This window comes from Fibrobacter sp., from assembly GCF_017545445.1.
GTDB lineage: Bacteria > Fibrobacterota > Fibrobacteria > Fibrobacterales > Fibrobacteraceae > Fibrobacter.
The window spans coordinates 16452-36100 of record NZ_JAFWOM010000151.1 but is presented as its reverse complement, the minus strand read 5'-3'; the positions used below and the strand labels follow the sequence as shown (position 1 = coordinate 36100).

Genomic DNA, 19649 nt, shown 5'->3' with positions numbered 1-19649 from the left:
CCTACCGATCGTCGCCTTGGTGGGCCGTTGCCCCGCCAACTAGCTAATCGGACGCAAGCTCATCCCGTACCGATAAATCTCTAGTCAACTCCCCATGCGGGGAGCCACTCTCCTGGACATTAACCGCGCGTTGGCACGGGTATTTCCTGATACGGGGCAGATTGCTTACGCGTTACTCACCCGTTCGCCGCTCGGCATTGCTGCCTCGCTCGACTTGCATGTATAAGACACGCCACCAGCGTTCGTTCTGAGCCAGGATCAAACTCTTCATTGATTTTTCAAATAGTCTGTCCTGTTTTCCGTAAAAGACTTCCAAGAAATTTTCTTGGGCCGTCACTAAGCACATCTCCGATTCCTTCAATATTCCCGAAAGTCTCGCGGGCTTTCGATTTTTCCTTCGTTCTCGGCTTCCGTTTCTTCGTTTCGGCCTCGTCTCTCAGGAACGGCGCCAATTATAGAATTTTCAGATATCTTTGCAAGGGGTAAAAGCAAAAAAAATTCACTTTTTTTCATTTTTTTCGATAAAACGGGATGTATGCCGTCGGCACTACACAATGTCAACAGTCTATTAACAGAAATCTTTCAAGGGGTTATTCAAAATGCCGACCCCGGCATGGTTCGACAGGCTCACCAACCTTAGGCCGGGGTGACACAAGACGAAAAATAACTGAATGGGGCAAGCCCCAACCTCTTTGGCTCGGTCCATGCAAGCACGGCTGCAACACTCGCCTTTCGAGGTTGTCTTCACGCTTCGCGTTCAGCAGGATGACGAGTCCGAGGTCGAGAAAGGCCTTCTAGAACGTATTCAAGGGGATTTTTGCAATTATCTAAATCGACTTCGGTCGATTTCACTTGCCAGCGGAACCATGTCAACTGCCGCTTGGCGTAATTCCGCGTTTTGCGCTTGACATCTTCCAAAACGGTTTTTACCTGCGCATCGTCTTTTGCACCCAAAAGTTCCTTATAACCAAGACTTTGCCATGCCGGAGCATCGAGCGGCACAGTCTTTGCGAGCTCATGAATTTCATCGAGCCAGCCATCCGCCATCATCTGATCGACACGTGCATCAATTCTTGCATAGAGATTTTCACGGCTGCGGTTTAGCCAGAACACCGGCAAAACGCCAATTCCGCCTACACGCTCCTTTTGCCAGTCCGAAAGTTTGCGGCCCGTCAGCTGATAAACCTCCAAAATGCGGATAATACGCTGGATGTTATTGACTTCGACTTTCTCCGTCGCTTTGGGATCCACCAATTTCGCTTTTTCGTACAAATTACTATTACCCACGCGAGCTGCATCTTCCTCCAACGATTTACGAATAAATTCGTCAGCTTTTGGAAGTTGTGGAAGCCCAAGCATTAGCGACTGGAGATATAGGCCTGTACCACCGACCAAGATGTAATTTTGGTTCGGATTTTCAGACAAAAGCTTTTTCACGTTCGCACAAAAGTCGCCAGCAGAATACGCCATGCGAGGATCGAGGAAATCCACCTGGTGGTGCTTTACACGAGCCAAATCCTTGAGCGGAGGCTGTGCGGTTCCAATCGCGAACCCTTTGTAAATCTGACGAGAATCTACACCGATGATTTCAGCATTAAAACGTTCCGCCAGTTCCAGTGAAAGGCGAGACTTGCCAACACCAGTAGCTCCAACAAGTGCAAACAGAATAGGCATGCGTCCAATGTAGTTATATTTATACATGTAATGATTAAGCTAAAACACATTGTCGCACTTTTTTTAGCATCGGGGATTTTAGCCGGATTAGCTTTTTTCTTGAACGCACAAGACAAGATGTTCCTAAACCGCAAGAATACCGAGGTGTCTTCAGGTTCCATTGCAACAGAAGAAATTACGGACGAGCAAGACTCTATACCCTTTGAAAAAAAATTGCAGGACGAGTTGAAGATTATTTCGTCCAGTTATTCCAAACGTTCCAAGCGGAATATTTGGACGCTCGCACGCGGAAAAACGATTGTCGTCTATCTCATGCAAGCTCAGAAATTTATCCAAAAACGGGGCGGATCCATACTTTGGATGGAAGAACTCAGCGACAACCCCAACTCCTACCAGTCCGCAAGAGTCGATGTCCTGACACCCAAAAGAGATACGCTCCATCTGACACTCCAGGTTTCAGAAAATGTCTTCATGAAAAACGCATCGCTCATGTCGATTGCGTTCCAGACGACAAGCCTCTCATCTGAAATCATTGCCAAGTTGAACAATTTGGATTTTCCGTTCGACTTGCTAGTTCCACCATTTGGGCTTAACGACGATTTCTACAAAGACTTGAACAAAATAAGAAACAAAGAAATCGTACTTTGGCTTGCCATGGAATCCACCAAGCTGAACAAGGTTCACAACAAATTGCGTCCGCTCCGCATCCACCACACCGCAGAGCAGATTGAAGAAACAATCAGCGATGCAAAAGAAGTCCTCCCCAATGCAGCGGGAGTCGCCACGCGATACGGAGAACAAGCTGTCAAGCATAGACAACTTTTGCAGGCCATCTTGAAGCCCGTCGAAAAAAAGTACATGTGGTTTTTGGATTTGTCCATGGAAGAACGCACGGTCGTCCCGCAAACTTGCAAGGACTTCGAAATCAACTGCAAAGTCGCGTTTCCATACAATCCCGACAATAGTTCTATAGAGGACTATATTCATCAAAAGCTTAGGGAAGCCCCCAAAAGCGGCACATCCGTGATGGTTATTCCACTGACAGAGCAAAATTTGTCTAAACTTGAGAATATCGCCAAGAAGGCCGCCAAGCAAGGCACAACACTTGTAGATTTATCTACTTTATTCAATTCAAAATAGGAGAGCCTATGTCTATCAAACTCGGTGTAAACGTAGATCATATTGCAACAATCCGTGAAGCACGTAAAGGCAAGGAACCCGATCCGGTCGCAGCGGCCATGATTGCAGAACTCGCCGGTTGCAATGGTATCACAGCGCACCTCCGCGAAGACAAGCGTCACATTCAAGACCGCGACATCAGGCTCCTCCGCGGAACAGTTACGACAAAGTTGAATCTTGAAATGGCTCCGAAACAGGAGATGGTGCAATTCGCCATCAACCGCCAACCGGACATGGTGACTCTCGTTCCCGAAGTTCACACGGAACTTTCGACGGAAGACGGACTGAACGTTTCCGCTCAAATTGATGAACTCGCAAAGTACATCATGACTCTCAAAAACAACGATATCATGGTGAGCATTTTCATTGACGCCGAGACAGAACAAGTTAAAGCGGCAAAGAAAGTCGGCGCAAGCTTTGTGGAATTCAACACCGGCAAGTACGCCACCGCATTTGAACTCGGCAGCCGCGAAGAAGTCGATCGCGAAATTTCCGCATTGCAGGACATGACGGTCCTTGCACACAAGTACGGCTTGAAAGTTCTCGCCGGTCGCGGCCTCAACTACAGAAACGTAGAAGCCGTTGCTCAAATTGACGGCATCGACGAAATCATCGTCGGCCACAGCATCGTAAGCCGCGCAGCGCTCGTCGGCATGGAACGCGCCGTGAAAGAAATGATTGAAGCGATTAGGCAATAGCGGCTGTATCGCAGTGATTAGTGGTTAGTGATTAGTGGTTAGGATTGCAATAAGAACGTTTCCTTTACGTTCCCGCTCACTAACCACTGCATACTAACCACTAAATTCATTCCTGTTTACTAATCACTGTTTACTAACCACTCCCTAATAATCCCTATATTCCACGTTTTCTAGCACTAGGCCTTGCGGTGGTGCCCATGTGCGTTCGCCCTTGAATTGCTTGGCGAAAATTTGCTGGACCGTGCCCTCAGGATAGCGGCCTCGCCCTACATCAAAAAGCGTGCCGACCATCGCACGCACTTGGCGGTGCAAAAAGCGGTTTCCTTTGATGTGGAACATGCAGCTCCAGTCGTTCAGTCGTTCCAGGCGAAATTCACTTAACGTACAAAGTGTCGATTTTCCATCGTTGCGCGGAATGCAAAAATCAATAAAGTCATGCTCGCCCAAGAATGACGCCGCCTCGCGACCCATCGCATCAATATCCAAATTCAGCGAGCCGCACTCCCACCCAAAGTCACGCATCAACGCCACCGGGCGCGTAAAAATCGTGTATTGGTAATAACGCAAGACGGCATCGTAACGGGCATTGAAGTCCGCAGCGCACGGTTCCAAGTCGCGGATGCGGATCAAGCGTTTTGTAAGACCGTTCACAGAGCGGACGACCTTCTGCGGGTCGAGTTCACCATCAAAATCAAAATGGACGCACTGCCCGCGGGCATGCACGCCGGTGTCCGTCCGGCCCGACCCCACTATGCGGATTGGCGAACGCAATGCAACTGACAACGCCTCTTCAAGCGTCGATTGCACTGTTACAAAACGGAGTTTGCCCCCGCAGTTCTGTTCTTGCCAACCGTAAAAAGCGCTGCCCAGGTATTCGCAACGAAAACGGTAACGCATCAGTTACCCGCTTCGACGGCTTCCTTGATAACAGCCTCGACCTTCGCCTGAGGAATCCTTAACTTCGATGCGATTGCCGAAGCCGGGAACCCTCTACGGGACATCTGCAAAATCTTGCTGTTCACCGACGATTCGCGATCAAAGCGGTTCATCTCAAGAGGACTTGCAGCAGGGGCCGCCACTTCGGGTTTCGGTGGAGTTTGTTCCTTAGGGAGCGAAACCTTCGTACGGTCATGGTGCAGCACGTCGGAAAGCGACTGCATCGCAGACGTAATACGTTCTCTTGCCGTCGGGCGAAGAATCGTCTTGCCGTTAAACGGCGACGTTAAAATTTTGTTTTCGGGAACACCGTTTTCGTCTTCGAACGCAGCCTTCGGCTCCGAAGCAGCGCTCGCCTGCATCGCCTGCGTTTCACGGCGTTTGGCAGCAAATTCTTCCGCTTCGTCGATGATGGACTTTTTCGGAGTATGGACTCGCGTTGAAGTCATCGTTTCGTTGTTAGTGACTGCACGATTTACAGCAGCCATTCCCGCGGTTTCCCTAGATTTCGCCAAAGCTTCCATCATCCGGGTTTCAACAACTTTCTTGCGATGGATGAGCACCAGCACTAAAACAACAGCGCAGAGAAGCACGGCAAGCGTTCCGCCGATAATCCAAAGCCAAACACCGCTTGAAAGCCCCCCCGCATTTTCTTCAGGGTTTTCCGCATCGGCTGGAGCTGTATTCGTTCGCATGGCCGAAAGTTCTTCCCAAGCATTTGAAAGCTCGTCGCGAATAGCCACTTGTGCATCGACATTACCTTGAGCGTTCCACAAGGCAACTTCCAAAGAATCAACCTTGGCTCGAGTTTTCATGTACCGGCCCACGTCAAACGACGTAGAAGAACCGGAGAAATCAACTTTGAGGTAAACAATTAAGGCACAGGCCAAAACAAAAAGAATAACTGGAGCAGCATATTTCTTCATGCCCGAAAATTTAGAAATTATTCTTGATACATTTTCATTGTTCAACACGAAACAAAACCTCTTTTTTTCGTACCTATTATTAATTGTAGAAAATTCACAACGGCCCATTGAGAAGTTCTCAACACTTTTCAACGCGAAACACATCAAAAACGACTAACATCCCTCAACTTTAAATAACTTTAAGTACAAGAACTCTTTGTTCTCCTCCTAACCCCAAAAAAAACATCATAGCCCCAACAGCTGTGATGTTTTTTCGTTTTTAATCATCAAAAACAGACTTTTGGCGGCAAGCCGCACCATTCATTCCAATTTAAACTGTCTTTATTTGCACTTTTTCACTTCCATTCGCTTAAAACAAGACTTTTTGCAAAAAGTTTTTATAGTTTCAAGCTATGCAACAGCAAGCACTTAAACTGTCAAAGATTACGATTTCGAATCTCCGCTCCATACAGCGCGAGACTTTTCCGCTGAGCGATTTTACAGCTTTAATTGGTTACAACAACGCCGGAAAGACGAATATTTTGATGGGAATCCGCTGGCTGCTTGCGAATTTTTCTCTGGACATCTCATATTTTGACGACCCGAACCACCCCGTCGAAGCCGAAGGAATTTTCGAAGGCATCACCGAACAAGTGCTGAACCGCCTCGGCGAAGAAAAAGCGGTGGAAATCACGCCTTTTTTGAGCAACACCATGTTGCGCGTCAAAAAAATCCAGCGCATTCCGGGCGAACTCCCCGGCAATATCGAGTTCTGGGCATTCTGCCCGATGAACGGCAAACGCAAAGGCGGCAAGGACTGGGTCCGCGTCAACGACAAATTCATCGCCGCGTTCAACCGCATGTTCCCGGAATCCATTGCCATCTGGGACTTTGAAGGGAACCAAGCTTATACAAAGCTTTTGCACGAAATTTTCAAGCCTCTGGAACGCCGGTTTGGCGGCGAACTGAGTGAAGTCATCGAGCGTTTTACGGAATTAACTTGTTCTGGAAGCGACCGGCAAGCCGAAGAAATCAAGTCGTTCGACCGAGAAGTCAATACGGCACTCCGCCCGCTATTCCCAAGCGTCCGCGTTGAGCTCGACATTCCCGTCCCGACGCTTGAAACATTCCTCAAGAGCGCCTCCATCAAAGTCGTCGATGAAGATGACGGATTCGAACGCGACATTTCGCGCATGGGCGCAGGTTCGCAACGAGCCATCCAAATGGCGCTTATCCGTTACCTCGCCGACATCAAGAAGCACCACAACAACCATCACTTGAGCCGCACGCTCATGCTGATTGATTCGCCGGAGCTTTTCTTGCACCCGCAGGCCGTTGAACTTGTACGCGTTGCCCTCAAGAAACTTTCGAACGAAGGCTACCAAGTCGTTTTCGCAACACATTCCGCACAAATGGTTACCAGCGAAGACGTAAGCACATCGCTTTTGATCCGCAAGAACAGAAAACGCGGAACGTTTATGCGCAAGCGAATGGAAGACGCCGTGCGCCAAGTGGTTCAAGACGCGCCAAGCCAGCTGCAAATGCTCTTTAGCCTTTCGAACAGCAATGAACTTTTGTTTGCAGACTACGTGCTCCTCACCGAAGGCAAAACGGAATGGCGAGTGCTCCCCGCCCTTTTCGAACGCATTACGGGGCAGTCTTTTTCGCTCATCAAATGTGCCCTCGTGCGTCAAGGCGGCGTGAGCAATACCCGCAAGAGCATGCAAGTGCTTGCCGCCATGGACATTCCCGTGCGCGCCATCGTCGATTTGGATTACGCCTTCACCACCGCCACCCGCGATGGATTCATAAGCGAAGACGACCCGGACGTTACAATTTGCCGCAATCTTTTCCGCGAACTCGCCTTCCAAAAGCACTTGCGTTTAGTCAACGGCATTCCAGTGAACAAGCACAGCAACATTCCCGCATCAAAAGCATACGCCATGATGGCCGCCATGCCCGAAGCCAAAGAGCCCATCAAGAACATCCACGATAAGCTCTGCAAGCAAGGAATTTGGGTGTGGACTCGCGGCGCAATCGAAGAACACCTGGGGCTGGACGGCAAAAACGAGATGGTCTGGCGAAACTTCATCGAACGCAGCAAGTCCAAAAACTTTATCCAGACCCTCCCCGACTACGACGGCATTACCGCCCTCTGCCAATGGATTATCAACGGCAGCAAAGGACAGATGTAAAAAAAGCGAACCTCAACGGTCCGCTTTTTTAATCTTTCGTCTTTGGGGCAATCCCCAAATGCTTGGCTCGGAAATGCCAATGCAAGCATTGACGCTTCTCTCGCCTTATGCATTTGTCGTCTGAAGCCGCAAAGCGGCGTTCTTTCGTCTAACTTAGAACTGGCTCAAGAATCTCTGGTCATTTGCCGTCAAAAGACCGATTTCCGGAATTTCGTGACGGAGCATAGCGATACGGTCAAGACCGAAACCGAATGCAAAGCCAGTGAACTTTTCAGCGTCGATACCGCAGTTCTTAAACACGTTCGGATCGACAGAACCGCAACCACCGATTTCCATCCAGCCCGTGCCCTTGCAACGACGGCAGCCCTTGCCACCGCAGAACACGCAGCTCACGTCCATTTCAGCAGACGGTTCCGTGAACGGGAAGAAGCTCGGACGGAAGCGAGTCTTGACGCCTGCGCCAAAGAGTTTATTCATGAACACCTGGAGCACACCCTTGAGGTCGGCAAAGCTGATGTTTTCGTCAACGACAAGACCTTCGCACTGCTGGAACATCGGAGCGTGGGTGGCATCGTTATCGACGCGGAACACGTGGCCCGGGGCAATCATGCGGAAAGGCGGCTTGTGCGTTTCCATGTAGTGAATCTGGGTGCCCGACGTGTGCGTGCGGAGCATGACCTTGTTATCGACATAGAACGTGTCCTGCATGTCGCGGCTCGGATGGTCAGGCGGAGTGTTAAGAGCTTCAAAGTTGTACCAATCCGTTTCGATGTCGCGACCGAAATCTACATCAAAACCCATTTGTGCAAAGAAATCGATGATTTCTTCGCGGACGTCGTACAGCGGGTGCGTAGAACCGGCGGCGATGCCTGCACCCGGGAGCGTGATATCGACTGCACCGCTCGCAAGCTTCTTCTGGAGAGCGGCTTCGTTTGCGGTTTCGATAGCCTTGTCGATAGCTTCGGAAACGGCAACTTTCAGTTCGTTCACGAGTTTGCCGTAAGCGGGGCGTTCTTCGGCGCTGAGCGAACCCATCTGCTTCATGAGGTCGGTGACAGCACCCTTCTTGCCGAGGTACTTTACGCGGAGATTGTTGACCGCTTCTTGATTGGTGAGGTCCGTTTGTGCAAGTTCTGCATCAAAGGCCTGCTTGACATTGTTAATAGCTTCACTCATAGTGCGCGTAAAGATAGAAAATAGATGGGAGACGAGAAGCAATAGACTCGAAAAAACTCCATCATTTCTTTAAATTGGAAATTTTTTTCTACATAATATATCTCTCTAAAAAATTACTTATACCCTATTGCCATTAACGGGAATTTTATTTACATTTATGCATGAATTTAAATATTTGCATAAATATAAATCGACGGCACAAAGCCGTACGGAGTTTTAATGAAGATTATCGACATCCTGAAGCAAGACAAGATGAGCCTTTCGTTCGAAGTATTCCCGCCCAAAAAAGAGACGAGCTTCGAAAACGTCAAAGCCGCGACTGAAAACATCGCAAAACTCAAGCCCGCATTCATGAGCGTCACCTACGGCGCAGGCGGCGGCGTGAGCCAATATACACTCGAGATTGCCAAGAACCTCAAGTACAACTTCGGCATTCCGATGCTCGCCCATCTGACTTGCATTTCGAGCACCAAGGAAACAATCCACCAGCGCATCGAAGACATGAAGAATGCCGGCATCAAGAACATCATGGCTCTCCGTGGAGACCTCACTCCGGAACTTATCGCCAATGGCCGTGGCGACTGCGACTACCACCATGCCGTGGAACTCATCCGCGAAATCAAGGCAGCGGACCCCGACTTCTGCATTGGCGCCGCCTGCTACCCCGAAAAACACCCGGAAAGCCCGAACCAGGCCGAAGACATCAAGCACCTCAAGGAAAAGGTCGAAGCCGGTGCAGATTTCCTTACCACGCAAATGGTCTTTGACAACAACCTGTTTTTCAGTTTCTTGTACAAACTCCGCGACGCAGGCGTGAACTGTCCAGTTCTCCCCGGCATCATGCCCATCACGAACGCAAACCAGGTCGATCGCGCCATCAAGCTTTCGGGTTCGTTCATGCCGCAACGTTTCAAGTCGCTCGTCGATAAGTTCGGTAGCGATCCGGACGCCATGAAGCAGGCCGGCATCATCTACGCAAGCGACCAGATTATCGACCTGTACGCGAACGGCATCACGAACGTGCACGTTTATTCCATGAACAAGCCAGACGTCGCCGAAGGCATCTTGAAAAACGTTTCCGCCATTCTCGGAAAGAACTTTCAAGCATAAAAAAGCGCTTTTTCGAGGTGAAATTCCGAATTTCGACGACGTTCACGTGAAAAAAGCAGTTTTTCAACAAAAAAACGCGTAAAAAACGCATCTTTTACAAAAACTGCTTTTTTTTCACCTCATTTAAAAAAACAAACACTTTTTGGCTCAAGCTTTATATATATTGTGGTATGGGCATCGTCGATGCTCGAATTTTTAAAAAAAGGTTCATAATGCTTTCTTATCAAGACGCCTACAAAATTGCGGATTCCGTTCACAAAGGCCAGCAAGACAAGGCTGGCGGCCCCTACATAGATTTTCTCCAGAATGTCGCTGATTACCTCAAAAACAAGGGCGAATCAGAAGACGTCCAGGTGCTCGCTATTTTGCAGGATTCCATTACGTCTGCTACCCAAAAAACTCCGGACGACATGATCAAGATGGGCGTTCCGGCAGACTTGGTTGACCTCATCCAAAAGATGACTTATCATAAAAACCAAGCGTGGATTGACGAATATAGCTGCCACCTCATGGAGAAGGGCGTGCCCGCCGAAGACGCGACTTACGACGCTCGCGAAAAAGACTTTGTCCGTTTCGTCGAAACGCTCAAAGACAATCCGACCGCAGCCAAGGCCAAGAGCGCAATTTTAAACGTGCTCATGGACGACAAGTATATCCATCGCCAAGAACGCCGTGAACTCAAGACGAAGTTCCGTCTCAAGAAGTACAAGGCCGCGATTCAAGCACTTGGAGTTTAAAAAAATGCCCGCCGCGAGCGGGCTTTTTTTATTGCCACTTCACCGCCTATTTACTAATTTTACACCGTAATTTTTTTAGCCCCCACAAAGGGCACAAACCCCTAAAAAGGAACACTACAATGGCAAACAAAGTCTATAACTTTAGCGCAGGACCGTCTGTCCTGCCGGAACAGGCACTCAAGGAAGCATCTGCTGCATGCATCGACTACGCAAATAGCGGCATCAGTATTCTCTCCATGAGTCACCGTTCAAAGCCGATTGAGAATATGTTTGCGGAAACCGAACAGTTCCTCCGCGACTTGATGGGCATTCCTGAAAACTACGATATCGTGTTCCTCGGTGGTGGTTGCTCACTTTTGTTCTGCATGCTCCCGATGAACTTCCTCGACCAGAACGCTACAGCCGACTACGCCCTCACCGGCGTTTGGGCCAACAAGGCTTACAAAGAAGCTAAGCAGTTCGGTAACGCTCTCGCCGCTTGCGACACCAAGTCCGAAACTTACAGCCGCATCGATAAGAACTTGAAGCTCAGCGACAACGCGACCTACCTCCACGTTACCGCGAACAACACGATTTACGGTACGGAATGGCACAACTTCCCGAAGCCGAAGTCCGGCTTCCTCATGGCCGACGTGAGCTCCGACTTCCTCGCCCGTAAGATCAACGTTTCCGACTTCGGCGTTGTCTATGGCGGCGCCCAGAAAAACATCAGCTGCGCTGGCGTGACCGTGACCATCATCCGCAAGGACTTGCTCGGCAAGGTGAACCGCACGATTCCTACCATGCTGAACTTCCAGACCCACATCGACGCAAAGAACATGTTCAACACGCCTCCTGTTTTCGCAGTCTATGTGATGAACCGCACCCTCAAGTGGCTCAAGGAATTCGGCGGTGTCGAAGCTATCGAAAAGGTGAACCGTTCCAAGGCTGCTCTCCTCTACAGCGCCCTCGACAACTCCAAGGTGTTCGTCGGTACGGCTGCTAAGGAAGACCGTTCCATCATGAACGTTCCGTTCGTGTTCAACAAGGACGTGGTTGCAGCTGACAAGGCTGACGATCTCGCCAAGGAATTCCTTGAATTCGCTAAGGAACGCGGCCTCCAGCAGCTCAAGGGTCACCGCTCCGTGGGTGGCTTCCGCGCATCCATCTACAACGCAATGCCAGTCGAAGGCGTGCAAGCCCTCGTCGATTGCCTCGGCGACTTCGAAAAGAAAGTTCTTGGGTAATTAGCCCAAAACTTGGACTTGAGCGACAGCGAAAGTCCAACGTTCAAAGGTAAAGCCAAGAACTTGGACTTGAGCGACAGCGAAAGTCCAACGTTCAAAGGTAAAGCCCAAAACTTGGACTTGAGCGACAGCGAAAGTCCAACGTCTAAGGCTAACGAGATGCCGCGTGCAGGGTCATCCTGAGCGTGGTTCGACAAGCTCACCAACCTTATTAAGGTCCCTGAGCAAGCGAAGCGCGTCGAAGGGAACGCATTTGAGAAAGTCCCGGCCATAGTGCCGGGGCTTTTTCGTTTACAATCGTCATCCTGGAGCCACACGACGGGATCCAAAGACATATAAAAGAAGAACCTCCTCATTATTCACGAGGAGGTCCTATTTTTTTGTGTTAGGAGTACGCCATTACGGCGCCTTGGAGGAGGATCTTGTGGCACGTATGTCCCCGTGCCGGGCGTTCTACAAGTTTACGAGACCAAACAAAACTTGTAAAACCACCGAGAATAGTTTAAAGCCTTTTGTTCTCAAATTTACTAACCCATATACACCCAAAGGCTTCTTCTTTCTCGCTTTTACATAAATAAAGATACACATTTAATTAGCGAATGTCAATAGAAAATGCAACTTTTTTCAAAAAAATATGATTTTCATCACACTTTGACACTTGATAAAATGTTCTCAAAAAACATCTCATAACGCAAGTTTTTTTCTACCAGACAAAAAGACCTATATTTACCACTTTTCAACCAATCTATAGATAAAAAACACCCCAAACCACATGTTTGGAGTATTTTGAATTTAAGAACATTCCAATCAAAGGAACGGCCAAAGCAACCGAAGAAGCGTGGTTAACTTAATCAACCAGCATCCTGGGAGTTCTTTCCTGAAAATTTGTTCATAACGTCCGGCACGATGTCCATGATTTTAGACACAAGCGAACTGTCTTTTGTGATGGGCATAATGCGAACGTCGTCGCCTCTGATGACAAGGAATGCCACCGGTTCGACCGAAGCTCCACCGCCAGACGCAGATGTATCACCCTTGTTCTGGTGTCCGCCAAAGCCAAAGCCGACAGATACACGACTCACAGGAATAACGGTTGATTCGCCAGCCTGTATAGGTTCACCGATAACGGTTTCCGCTTTCGTAATGTAGCGGAGTTTTTCTAAAAGAGTTTCAGCAAGTTTTTCAATAGCCATATTTTGAATATAGTAATTAGTAGGAAGTAGGAAGTAGGAAGTGGTTAGTAAACAGTGGTTAGTTTTTATAATCGCGGCGAAGCCGCCAAACTATCCTGTCTACCGCCTACTTCCTACTGTCTACTGCGAAGCCGCTAATACCTGGCGCTATAGACACGGTCGCTTGCGGTAAAGAACTTGCGCTCGAGATCCGACCAGTCGAGGTAGCCCCACGCAGCGACGACTCGCCCGCCCGGAAGCCGCGTCGCCATGCCGTTCACGCCTTCGCCCGCTGTAAAATAAAGCGTCGAAGTTTCACGATGGATGCCCTTCGGCTGAACGATGTTCAACTGCCGGCCCCATGCAATAAAATCATTTTCATCGACAAGGTCCCAACTGCGGGCAACATTCCACTGCAAATGCGAATCCCGATAGCTCTGCGCCAATACAGGGAAATACGCCTTGACTCCAATAAAGTATTTTGTCTGGATGGACGTGTGCCCCGGTTCACGGTACTCAAACGGGAGGCTCAAGAATTCCTGCGGGAATCCACCATGGCGCGAGTGCGAGAACTGATGGACATAATTTTCCAAATCGCTTCGTTCGTACCGACGGAAGCTGTCGTGCTTGAAAATGAAAATGCGTGCGGCAGAGCGAATACTTTGTTCCAAGAACGAACCACGCAAAATAGGCACAATTCCCTGAAAGCGTCCGCTATTGATGTAATAGTCCAATGCATAAACGTCGCTCTTGAATTCAAGGATGGTCACATCCAACGTATCGCCAAGCATCATCGGATAACGTAAATCAATTCGTTTGACCAAAGCCTTGATGTCATCGTTCGGACTTTCATCAATAACAATATCGTCCATCGGCCAGACATCGTTGTAGCACATCAGTGTGTAATCGACAGGTTCCTCAACCTTCTTTTCGCAAGCCACCAATGACGCACAAAGAACGGCACCGAAAAAAGCACCAAACAGTGCAGCAACTCCGGTCATGTGCATCTTGGTAGAAAATCGATTCATACGAATAAAATTTAGCATACATCCGAGTTTCAATTGTGAGCTACAGCATATTTGCAATGCTCATAGAGGGGACAGTGGGCACAATTCGCAGTCAGTTCACGACAAATAAAGCCATTCGTTCCATTTTCAAGAAAAAACTGCAATGAATGGGCTGCAAAATACGGATTTTCTGGAGCTAGAGCCTTAAAATATTCGTTTGCCAGTTTCTGTTTTTTTTGCGGTTCCAGTTGCGAAAAAGAGCCATCGTTCGCAGGCCCAAGCATCGCCAAGAAACGACGAGCCCCCATCGTAAGCGGTAGAGGCGGCATTTTAAAACCGTTTTTTGAATTGCCACAGCACTCTAGGCCCAAGCCCAGCGGAGAGGGGGCAATCAAACGGTAAATCGCAGCACAGGCCTTCGGACGCGGATTCGAACGCCCCATGAAATAAATCTCGCCCAAATCATTCCACAATTCTTCGGGAGTCCGCTCGCGTACCCACGCCACCAAATCAGGATGACGCCGGACAAAAAGCCCTACACTCCAAAAAATTCCAGCAACATGTTCAAAGGCTGTCCAGTTACGACTGTTGAAAGTCTGTTCAACAACGTCTTCTATTTCAGCAGCCTTAGGCACAGGCAAAGACCAAAGTTTATCGCCTGGGAACGTTTCATGCAAAGCCCAAAGCAACCGCAAAATATCAGGATATGTACGGTCCTGGAAAAGTGCACTTCCTAACAAAGTCCATGCAATTTGTTCATTTTTTTCCGGCAGTTTGCCTGCAACATAAACAACCGGATCTGCACACCGGAATAGCAAAGCCACAAAGGCTTTCGAAGCCTTGAAAAGCAAAGGCTCGTCGTGAATGAACCGTTTTACAGAAACCATCGCGACTAACCGCAAACAAGCAAAGCACGAAGCCCGTTAAAGAGCCTCGCCCACCTTCACCGCCTGTCCAACGCGAGACTTGAACAAGTCCGGATGACGTTCGCGAATCTTTTTATCGACCACGAGAATCACCGTGCTGCCCATTTCGAATCGCCCCAGTTCACCGCCTTTTTCAAACGAGAACTGCTGATTCGGAATCCAATCCATGCGCTTGTTATCACGCGGAAGCTTTCCCGCATTCGTCAAAAGCGTATCGCTATAAACAACACCAATGCGTCCGACGTTTGTCGCGCCAACCTTTACAACAAGCACTTCGGAACCATCGGCCAAACGGATTTGGCTCGTCAAGCGCTCGTTGATGCAGAAGAGACCTTCGACGCGTTCGACGCTACCGACATTCACAGGCCAAAGCGTTCCCGGGCAATAGCTCGAAAGCACAAGGTCGCCCTTGACAGGGCTGTGGATGCGGTGATAATTGAACGGAGCCAAATAAATTGTCGCAAAAGCACCTCCCTTGAAACGTTCGGCAAGTTCTTCACTGCGCAAAAGGCTCTTGAGCGTATAGGTTTTGCCCTTCGCCTGGATCAAATTCTGCTCGTCGCCATCGAACGTACCCGTCTGCGAAAGCACGCCATCGACAGGACTCACGATTTCGGCATCAGCCACAGGACGCATGCCCGGCTTGAGCCTGCGGATAAAAAGTTCACCTATATTCTTGTAATGGCTTAGCGGATACTCCGCCTCGGCCATGTCCAGCTTGTAATAGCTAGCAAAAGCGTTACGAGCAATTTTGCTCAAAAACGGGATACGCAAACGCGTAAACGCACCGAAGAGGCGGCTCGCGGCGTTCTTCGGCAAAAGCTTCATAAAAACGTAGAAAGGAGTGTTCATGTTTTTAAAGTTAGTAATTAGTCAATGGTCAATAGTCATTAGTTCTTTATAATCGCACCGAAGGCGCCTAAATTTAATCTAATAACTAATGACTAGAAACCAATAACTAAATCAATGATTCTCGAAATGCGCTACATCGACGGAGAACATTCGCCAAAGCCTTGATGCAAACGGAGTCGCCCATTCTTTTTCGGGAGCGACACGCGTTGTTGTGGCTGCGGTGAATTTTGAATACGCAAGGCAGACGAGTTCACCATAGCGGGCATCCCACATGCTCCAGAGGATTTGCCAATCGAAACCGCCTTTTTTGCCCAAGTCCGGATTCATCGTCACGTTCATGAGGAGTGGGATGGTCAAATAGCGGAGGCCATAGCGGCTTGCAATTTGGTTCAGCAAGTCCTTGAGTTCAAAAGGCAATTCACGTACAAGAGTTTGTTCGACTCCATCGCGTTCTTCCCACGGGGTCACGTCATCCAGTTTTTTGCCTTCGACGAACTTCATTTTGAGAAGTGCCGAGGACAAAGTATCTATAAACGCAGAATCCGTTTCCGGGACACGCATTCCAGGAAGCATGAGTTCCCGCGTCATTTTCGGGAACGCTTGAACGAACAGGGAATCTTCGACGCGTGCGAGGTCAAAATCTAGGGCATCCGCACTAAAGCTGTGACACATTTTGCAATCTTCGGGGCGGTTCGCGGTCACTTGGATTGCCGGAAAAACGCCCACAACCGCATTAGAATCAATGCGGCTAAACGCAGCCGGATTCCATTCGCGGTAGAACTTTTCATTGGTAATTTTCAGTTCGATTTCGCCCTGAGTGCCGCATTCCGTGCAAGGAGCGTCCTTCATGTCGGATCCGCTTTCCGAAGAGGCATCTCGCGAACCGGCACATGCAATGAATAGCGTCGAAACGCACAACAACATAAATTGCAAAACTTTCATAAAATCCTCCAAATCAAATGAGTTCACTCATTTTTGCAATACTCGCCTTCTGAGTAGTCTTCCGCCTTCGGCGTCAGAATGACGTACAAGGCCTCAATCAAGCATTATAGTAAATGGGCCGTCGTTGACAAGGCTCACCTGCATGTCCGCGCCAAATTTTCCGGTTTCGACAACAGCGACTTCTTTTTTGCACTGTTCGATGATATACTCGTAAAGTTCATTAGCAAGCGTCGGATTGCCGGCACCGTTGAACGTCGGACGGTTTCCCTTATTGCAATTGGCGTAAAGCGTAAACTGCGAAACAAGCAAAAGCGAGCCCCCCACATCTTTGATGGAGAGGTTTGTCTTTCCGTTTTCGTCGGCAAAAATGCGAAGTGCAAGCATTTTCTTGATAAAGCGGTCCGCGATTTCACGGGTATCGCCCTCGCCTACGCCTATCAGCACAAGGAATCCCTTGCCGTCAATTTTTCCGACGGTTTGACCTTCAATATCGACTTGAGCCTTTACGACTCGCTGGATGAGAAATTTCATTTTTCACTCGTTAAAAAAATAATGGACCCTATCGAGCTTCGCTCTCCAGGGGGACAGATTTCGAGGATGACGACGTATGCAAAGTTTCAAACATTTTTTGGATGGCCACAGGGTCATTCGTAACGGTCAAAGACAGCCGCAAAAGAACCGCCGCTTTCGCGGGCGGCAAGCTGTAGGCCGCAATCGTACCCGGCACAAGCAGTTGTTCAGGAACAATGCAACCGCGATTGATTCGGGTGGAGACGACCACGGGGACTTTCGCTTCGGCAATAACTCCTGCAATCGCAGCCGCCCATGACTGCGAAAACTCACCGGCACCGGCACCCGCAATGACAAGCCCTGCCGAACGTTCTGCGGCAAAGCGGACCATTTCCGCATCGGCATCGGCATTGAAGTAAAGCACCGAAACTTTCGGGAGGGAACGCAGGGATGAAATGTCGAATGTTGGTTCAAGAAGCAGATCCCGGAACGGAGTCCGGGATGACAACGCAAGCTGACTTTGCAACAGGGATGACAATGCGGAGTGACTTTCAAGCGGGTTTGGCAACGCCGGGGATGCAGCGTCCACTTCGGCGAAGGCATCTAGTTCGTTTGCATGAATTTTTTGCACCGTGCGTGCATCCATAAGTTTACCTGCAAATGCGACAAACACGGGCATGCCTTTTGCAAATTGAGCCAACCGCTCCCGGAACGGAGTCCGGGATGACATTTCAGGGTGACATTCAGACAAGCTCGACAGCGTTGAATTCGGCGACTCTTGTATTCTACGATTACACAAACTAACAGCACTTTTCACGGCAAAAAGCAAATTCGCAGGACCATCCGGTTCTGCCGCCGTTGCTGGCCGCATCGAGCCCGTCAGCACCACCGGCTTCACGATGGTTTGCCCCTCGACATTTTCCACAGCACCAAGCGTAAGACTCAAGAAAAACGCCGTTTCTTCCATCGTATCTGTTCCGTGCATCACCACAAAGCCGTCAACGCGCTCATGCGACGATCCAAGCCCATCTAGAGCCAATTCCCTAATTCTCCGCGCAAGCGAAATCCAAATTTCAGAAGTAATATCATCCGAATTGATATTGCAGACTTGCTCCACGAAAATATTCGCGACATCCTTCAATTCAGGAATCGCGTCAATCAGCGTTTGAGCCTCGATAGATCCCGACTTGTAGCCAATATCTTTACCTTGTACTCCAGCACCGGCGATAGTCCCGCCCGTTGCCAAAATCACAATTTTTTTCATCACGCCATCACTCATTTCACCGACTCCAGCAGTTCTTCAGCAGTCACCCCAAAATGAGTCTGCAACGCTTTATCAAATCCAAGCCGATGAACATCTTGCATACACTGGGTAAACTTGCGGAAAAAATCAGTACCGCCACCGCCAATCCTTAAAAGCTCCTCGACCATTTTCATTGAATACCAATAAAGTTTTATCGCCAATTCCGTACTGGAATGTTGTACAAACTGTTCCGTCAGCGTTTTAAGGTTCGGAGCAGCCCCTTCAGGGCGTTCCCTGCCTTTACGCAATCCGTCAATCACTTGAGCAATACCCTCGTTCAGCCAAAACGGCAACTCTGCACGAGTCATAGAACGTACAAACGCATGCGTCAATTCATGGAAAAGCACTGGACGGTAAACTTCACGATATTCCATCAGATTCACCGGGATGCGAAGTTTTCCATCAAAAATCGCCCCCACCCAATCAGGACGCGGCCCTACGCCTTGATATTCTTTTTCCTCATAAAGAACAACACATATCTTATTTTCAGGCATGAAACCAAACAAAATACTTAACGAATCATAAGCGACTTCCAAAACAGCAAGAGCCTCCATCACATCTTTCTTTGTCGGAGTTCCATCAAATTCCAGACGAAAATGCATGGATTTTTCTACACCCAAATTTTCCATTTCCCGTTCAAGTAAAATGGACTTTTCGACAAGATAATTCAAATCGCTGTTTCTGAAATTTAGCGATTCAATATACTGCACACATTCCATATAACGTTCTTGTTCAAAAAGAACACCTGCAAGGTGCAACTGCAAATTCGTATCATTCGGGCTTTCTTTCAAAAGTTCGCGGACATTTTTCTCAACACACTTCCAATCCCCCGCATTGAGGCACGCGTTGGTCTCGGCAATCATGTTTTCATGACGTTCGAGTGCAGCACGTTGTTTCTTTTCTGCGATAAAAAAGATGTTCACAGAAACAATAGCGAGCAATAGAATTAATTTTTTCACAAGATAAATCCATTAAATATTTTCTATACAAATATATTAATCAAAAAGCCGTCCCCGCAACATGTGCGGGGTGACAAATCCTCATGATTTACGGTTTTCGACTCTTTGCGTAACGAATTCAAAGTTCACAACCAACCTCTAA

The 19649-nt window shown here is 48.7% G+C and carries 19 protein-coding genes and 1 rRNA gene; 6 read left to right on the top strand and 14 right to left on the bottom strand.

The window, feature by feature from the left end; genetic code table 11:
• Positions 1 to 274: ribosomal RNA gene (locus tag IKG78_RS17885) — 16S ribosomal RNA — on the bottom strand; the annotation flags it as partial.
• Positions 275 to 744: 470 nt separating this feature from the next.
• Positions 745 to 1674, bottom strand: a complete 930-nt coding sequence (gene miaA / locus IKG78_RS17880) for a tRNA (adenosine(37)-N6)-dimethylallyltransferase MiaA (protein ID WP_290946016.1) — start codon at positions 1672 to 1674, stop codon at positions 745 to 747.
• 30 nt (positions 1675 to 1704) lie between these two features.
• Between miaA and IKG78_RS17875 the strand changes: the two genes are divergently transcribed.
• Complete coding sequence (locus IKG78_RS17875) at positions 1705 to 2814, top strand: divergent polysaccharide deacetylase family protein (RefSeq protein ID WP_290946014.1); 1110 nt, start codon at positions 1705 to 1707, stop codon at positions 2812 to 2814.
• An 8-nt stretch (positions 2815 to 2822) separates the two neighbouring features.
• Positions 2823 to 3551, top strand: a complete 729-nt coding sequence (locus tag IKG78_RS17870; RefSeq protein ID WP_290946012.1) for a pyridoxine 5'-phosphate synthase — start codon at positions 2823 to 2825, stop codon at positions 3549 to 3551.
• Positions 3552 to 3695: 144 nt separating this feature from the next.
• Here the strand turns inward: IKG78_RS17870 and truA are convergent, their stop codons facing one another.
• A complete protein-coding gene (gene truA / locus IKG78_RS17865; protein ID WP_290946010.1) occupies positions 3696 to 4448 on the bottom strand; it encodes a tRNA pseudouridine(38-40) synthase TruA in 753 nt (250 codons plus the stop codon).
• The gene (locus IKG78_RS17860) at positions 4448 to 5413 is read right to left on the bottom strand and encodes a hypothetical protein (RefSeq protein WP_290946009.1); all 966 of its coding nucleotides are present in this window, start codon (positions 5411 to 5413) and stop codon (positions 4448 to 4450) included. The genes truA and IKG78_RS17860 overlap by 1 nt, the downstream gene beginning before the upstream one ends.
• Before the next feature lie 392 nt (positions 5414 to 5805).
• Here IKG78_RS17860 and IKG78_RS17855 point away from each other — a divergent pair, with 392 nt between their 5' ends.
• Positions 5806 to 7587 carry an AAA family ATPase gene (locus IKG78_RS17855; protein WP_290946008.1) on the top strand — a complete coding sequence of 594 codons (1782 nt, stop codon included), beginning with the start codon at positions 5806 to 5808 and terminating at the stop codon, positions 7585 to 7587.
• A 153-nt stretch (positions 7588 to 7740) separates the two neighbouring features.
• On the opposite strand, the gene pheS is transcribed toward IKG78_RS17855, so the two are convergent.
• The gene (gene pheS / locus IKG78_RS17850) at positions 7741 to 8763 is read right to left on the bottom strand and encodes a phenylalanine--tRNA ligase subunit alpha (RefSeq protein ID WP_073443178.1); all 1023 of its coding nucleotides are present in this window, start codon (positions 8761 to 8763) and stop codon (positions 7741 to 7743) included.
• 219 nt (positions 8764 to 8982) lie between these two features.
• Between pheS and metF the strand changes: the two genes are divergently transcribed.
• From metF to serC, 3 genes are all read left to right on the top strand, one after another.
• On the top strand, positions 8983 to 9873 hold the full coding sequence (gene metF / locus IKG78_RS17845) for a methylenetetrahydrofolate reductase [NAD(P)H] (RefSeq protein ID WP_290946006.1): 891 nt from the start codon (positions 8983 to 8985) through the stop codon (positions 9871 to 9873).
• Positions 9874 to 10085: 212 nt separating this feature from the next.
• On the top strand, positions 10086 to 10610 hold the full coding sequence (locus IKG78_RS17840) for a hypothetical protein (protein WP_290946004.1): 525 nt from the start codon (positions 10086 to 10088) through the stop codon (positions 10608 to 10610).
• A 119-nt stretch (positions 10611 to 10729) separates the two neighbouring features.
• The gene (serC, locus tag IKG78_RS17835; RefSeq protein ID WP_290946003.1) at positions 10730 to 11836 is read left to right on the top strand and encodes a 3-phosphoserine/phosphohydroxythreonine transaminase; all 1107 of its coding nucleotides are present in this window, start codon (positions 10730 to 10732) and stop codon (positions 11834 to 11836) included.
• Here the strand turns inward: serC and IKG78_RS17830 are convergent.
• The 9 genes from IKG78_RS17830 to IKG78_RS17790 form a co-directional block, all read right to left on the bottom strand.
• Positions 11758 to 12171 (bottom strand): hypothetical protein, encoded by a 414-nt coding sequence (locus IKG78_RS17830; protein ID WP_290946001.1) that lies wholly within the window; start codon positions 12169 to 12171, stop codon positions 11758 to 11760. The two genes, serC and IKG78_RS17830, sit on opposite strands and share 79 nt — an antisense overlap.
• Before the next feature lie 516 nt (positions 12172 to 12687).
• Positions 12688 to 13029, bottom strand: a complete 342-nt coding sequence (locus tag IKG78_RS17825) for a GerW family sporulation protein (RefSeq protein ID WP_290945999.1) — start codon at positions 13027 to 13029, stop codon at positions 12688 to 12690.
• Positions 13030 to 13163: 134 nt separating this feature from the next.
• A complete protein-coding gene (locus IKG78_RS17820) occupies positions 13164 to 14036 on the bottom strand; it encodes a hypothetical protein (protein ID WP_290945997.1) in 873 nt (290 codons plus the stop codon).
• 29 nt (positions 14037 to 14065) lie between these two features.
• Positions 14066 to 14902: a hypothetical protein gene (locus IKG78_RS17815; protein WP_290945995.1), complete on the bottom strand. Its 837-nt coding sequence runs from the start codon at positions 14900 to 14902 to the stop codon at positions 14066 to 14068.
• 36 nt (positions 14903 to 14938) lie between these two features.
• On the bottom strand, positions 14939 to 15769 hold the full coding sequence (gene asd / locus IKG78_RS17810) for an archaetidylserine decarboxylase (protein ID WP_290945993.1): 831 nt from the start codon (positions 15767 to 15769) through the stop codon (positions 14939 to 14941).
• A gap of 135 nt (positions 15770 to 15904) precedes the next feature.
• Positions 15905 to 16735, bottom strand: a complete 831-nt coding sequence (locus tag IKG78_RS17805; RefSeq protein WP_290945991.1) for a hypothetical protein — start codon at positions 16733 to 16735, stop codon at positions 15905 to 15907.
• Between the two features lie 93 nt (positions 16736 to 16828).
• The gene (dtd, locus tag IKG78_RS17800) at positions 16829 to 17266 is read right to left on the bottom strand and encodes a D-aminoacyl-tRNA deacylase (RefSeq protein WP_290945990.1); all 438 of its coding nucleotides are present in this window, start codon (positions 17264 to 17266) and stop codon (positions 16829 to 16831) included.
• Between the two features lie 28 nt (positions 17267 to 17294).
• The gene (locus IKG78_RS17795) at positions 17295 to 18524 is read right to left on the bottom strand and encodes an asparaginase (RefSeq protein WP_290945988.1); all 1230 of its coding nucleotides are present in this window, start codon (positions 18522 to 18524) and stop codon (positions 17295 to 17297) included.
• A complete protein-coding gene (locus tag IKG78_RS17790) occupies positions 18521 to 19507 on the bottom strand; it encodes a hypothetical protein (protein ID WP_290945986.1) in 987 nt (328 codons plus the stop codon). The genes IKG78_RS17795 and IKG78_RS17790 overlap by 4 nt, the downstream gene beginning before the upstream one ends.
• Positions 19508 to 19649 lie beyond the last annotated feature (142 nt).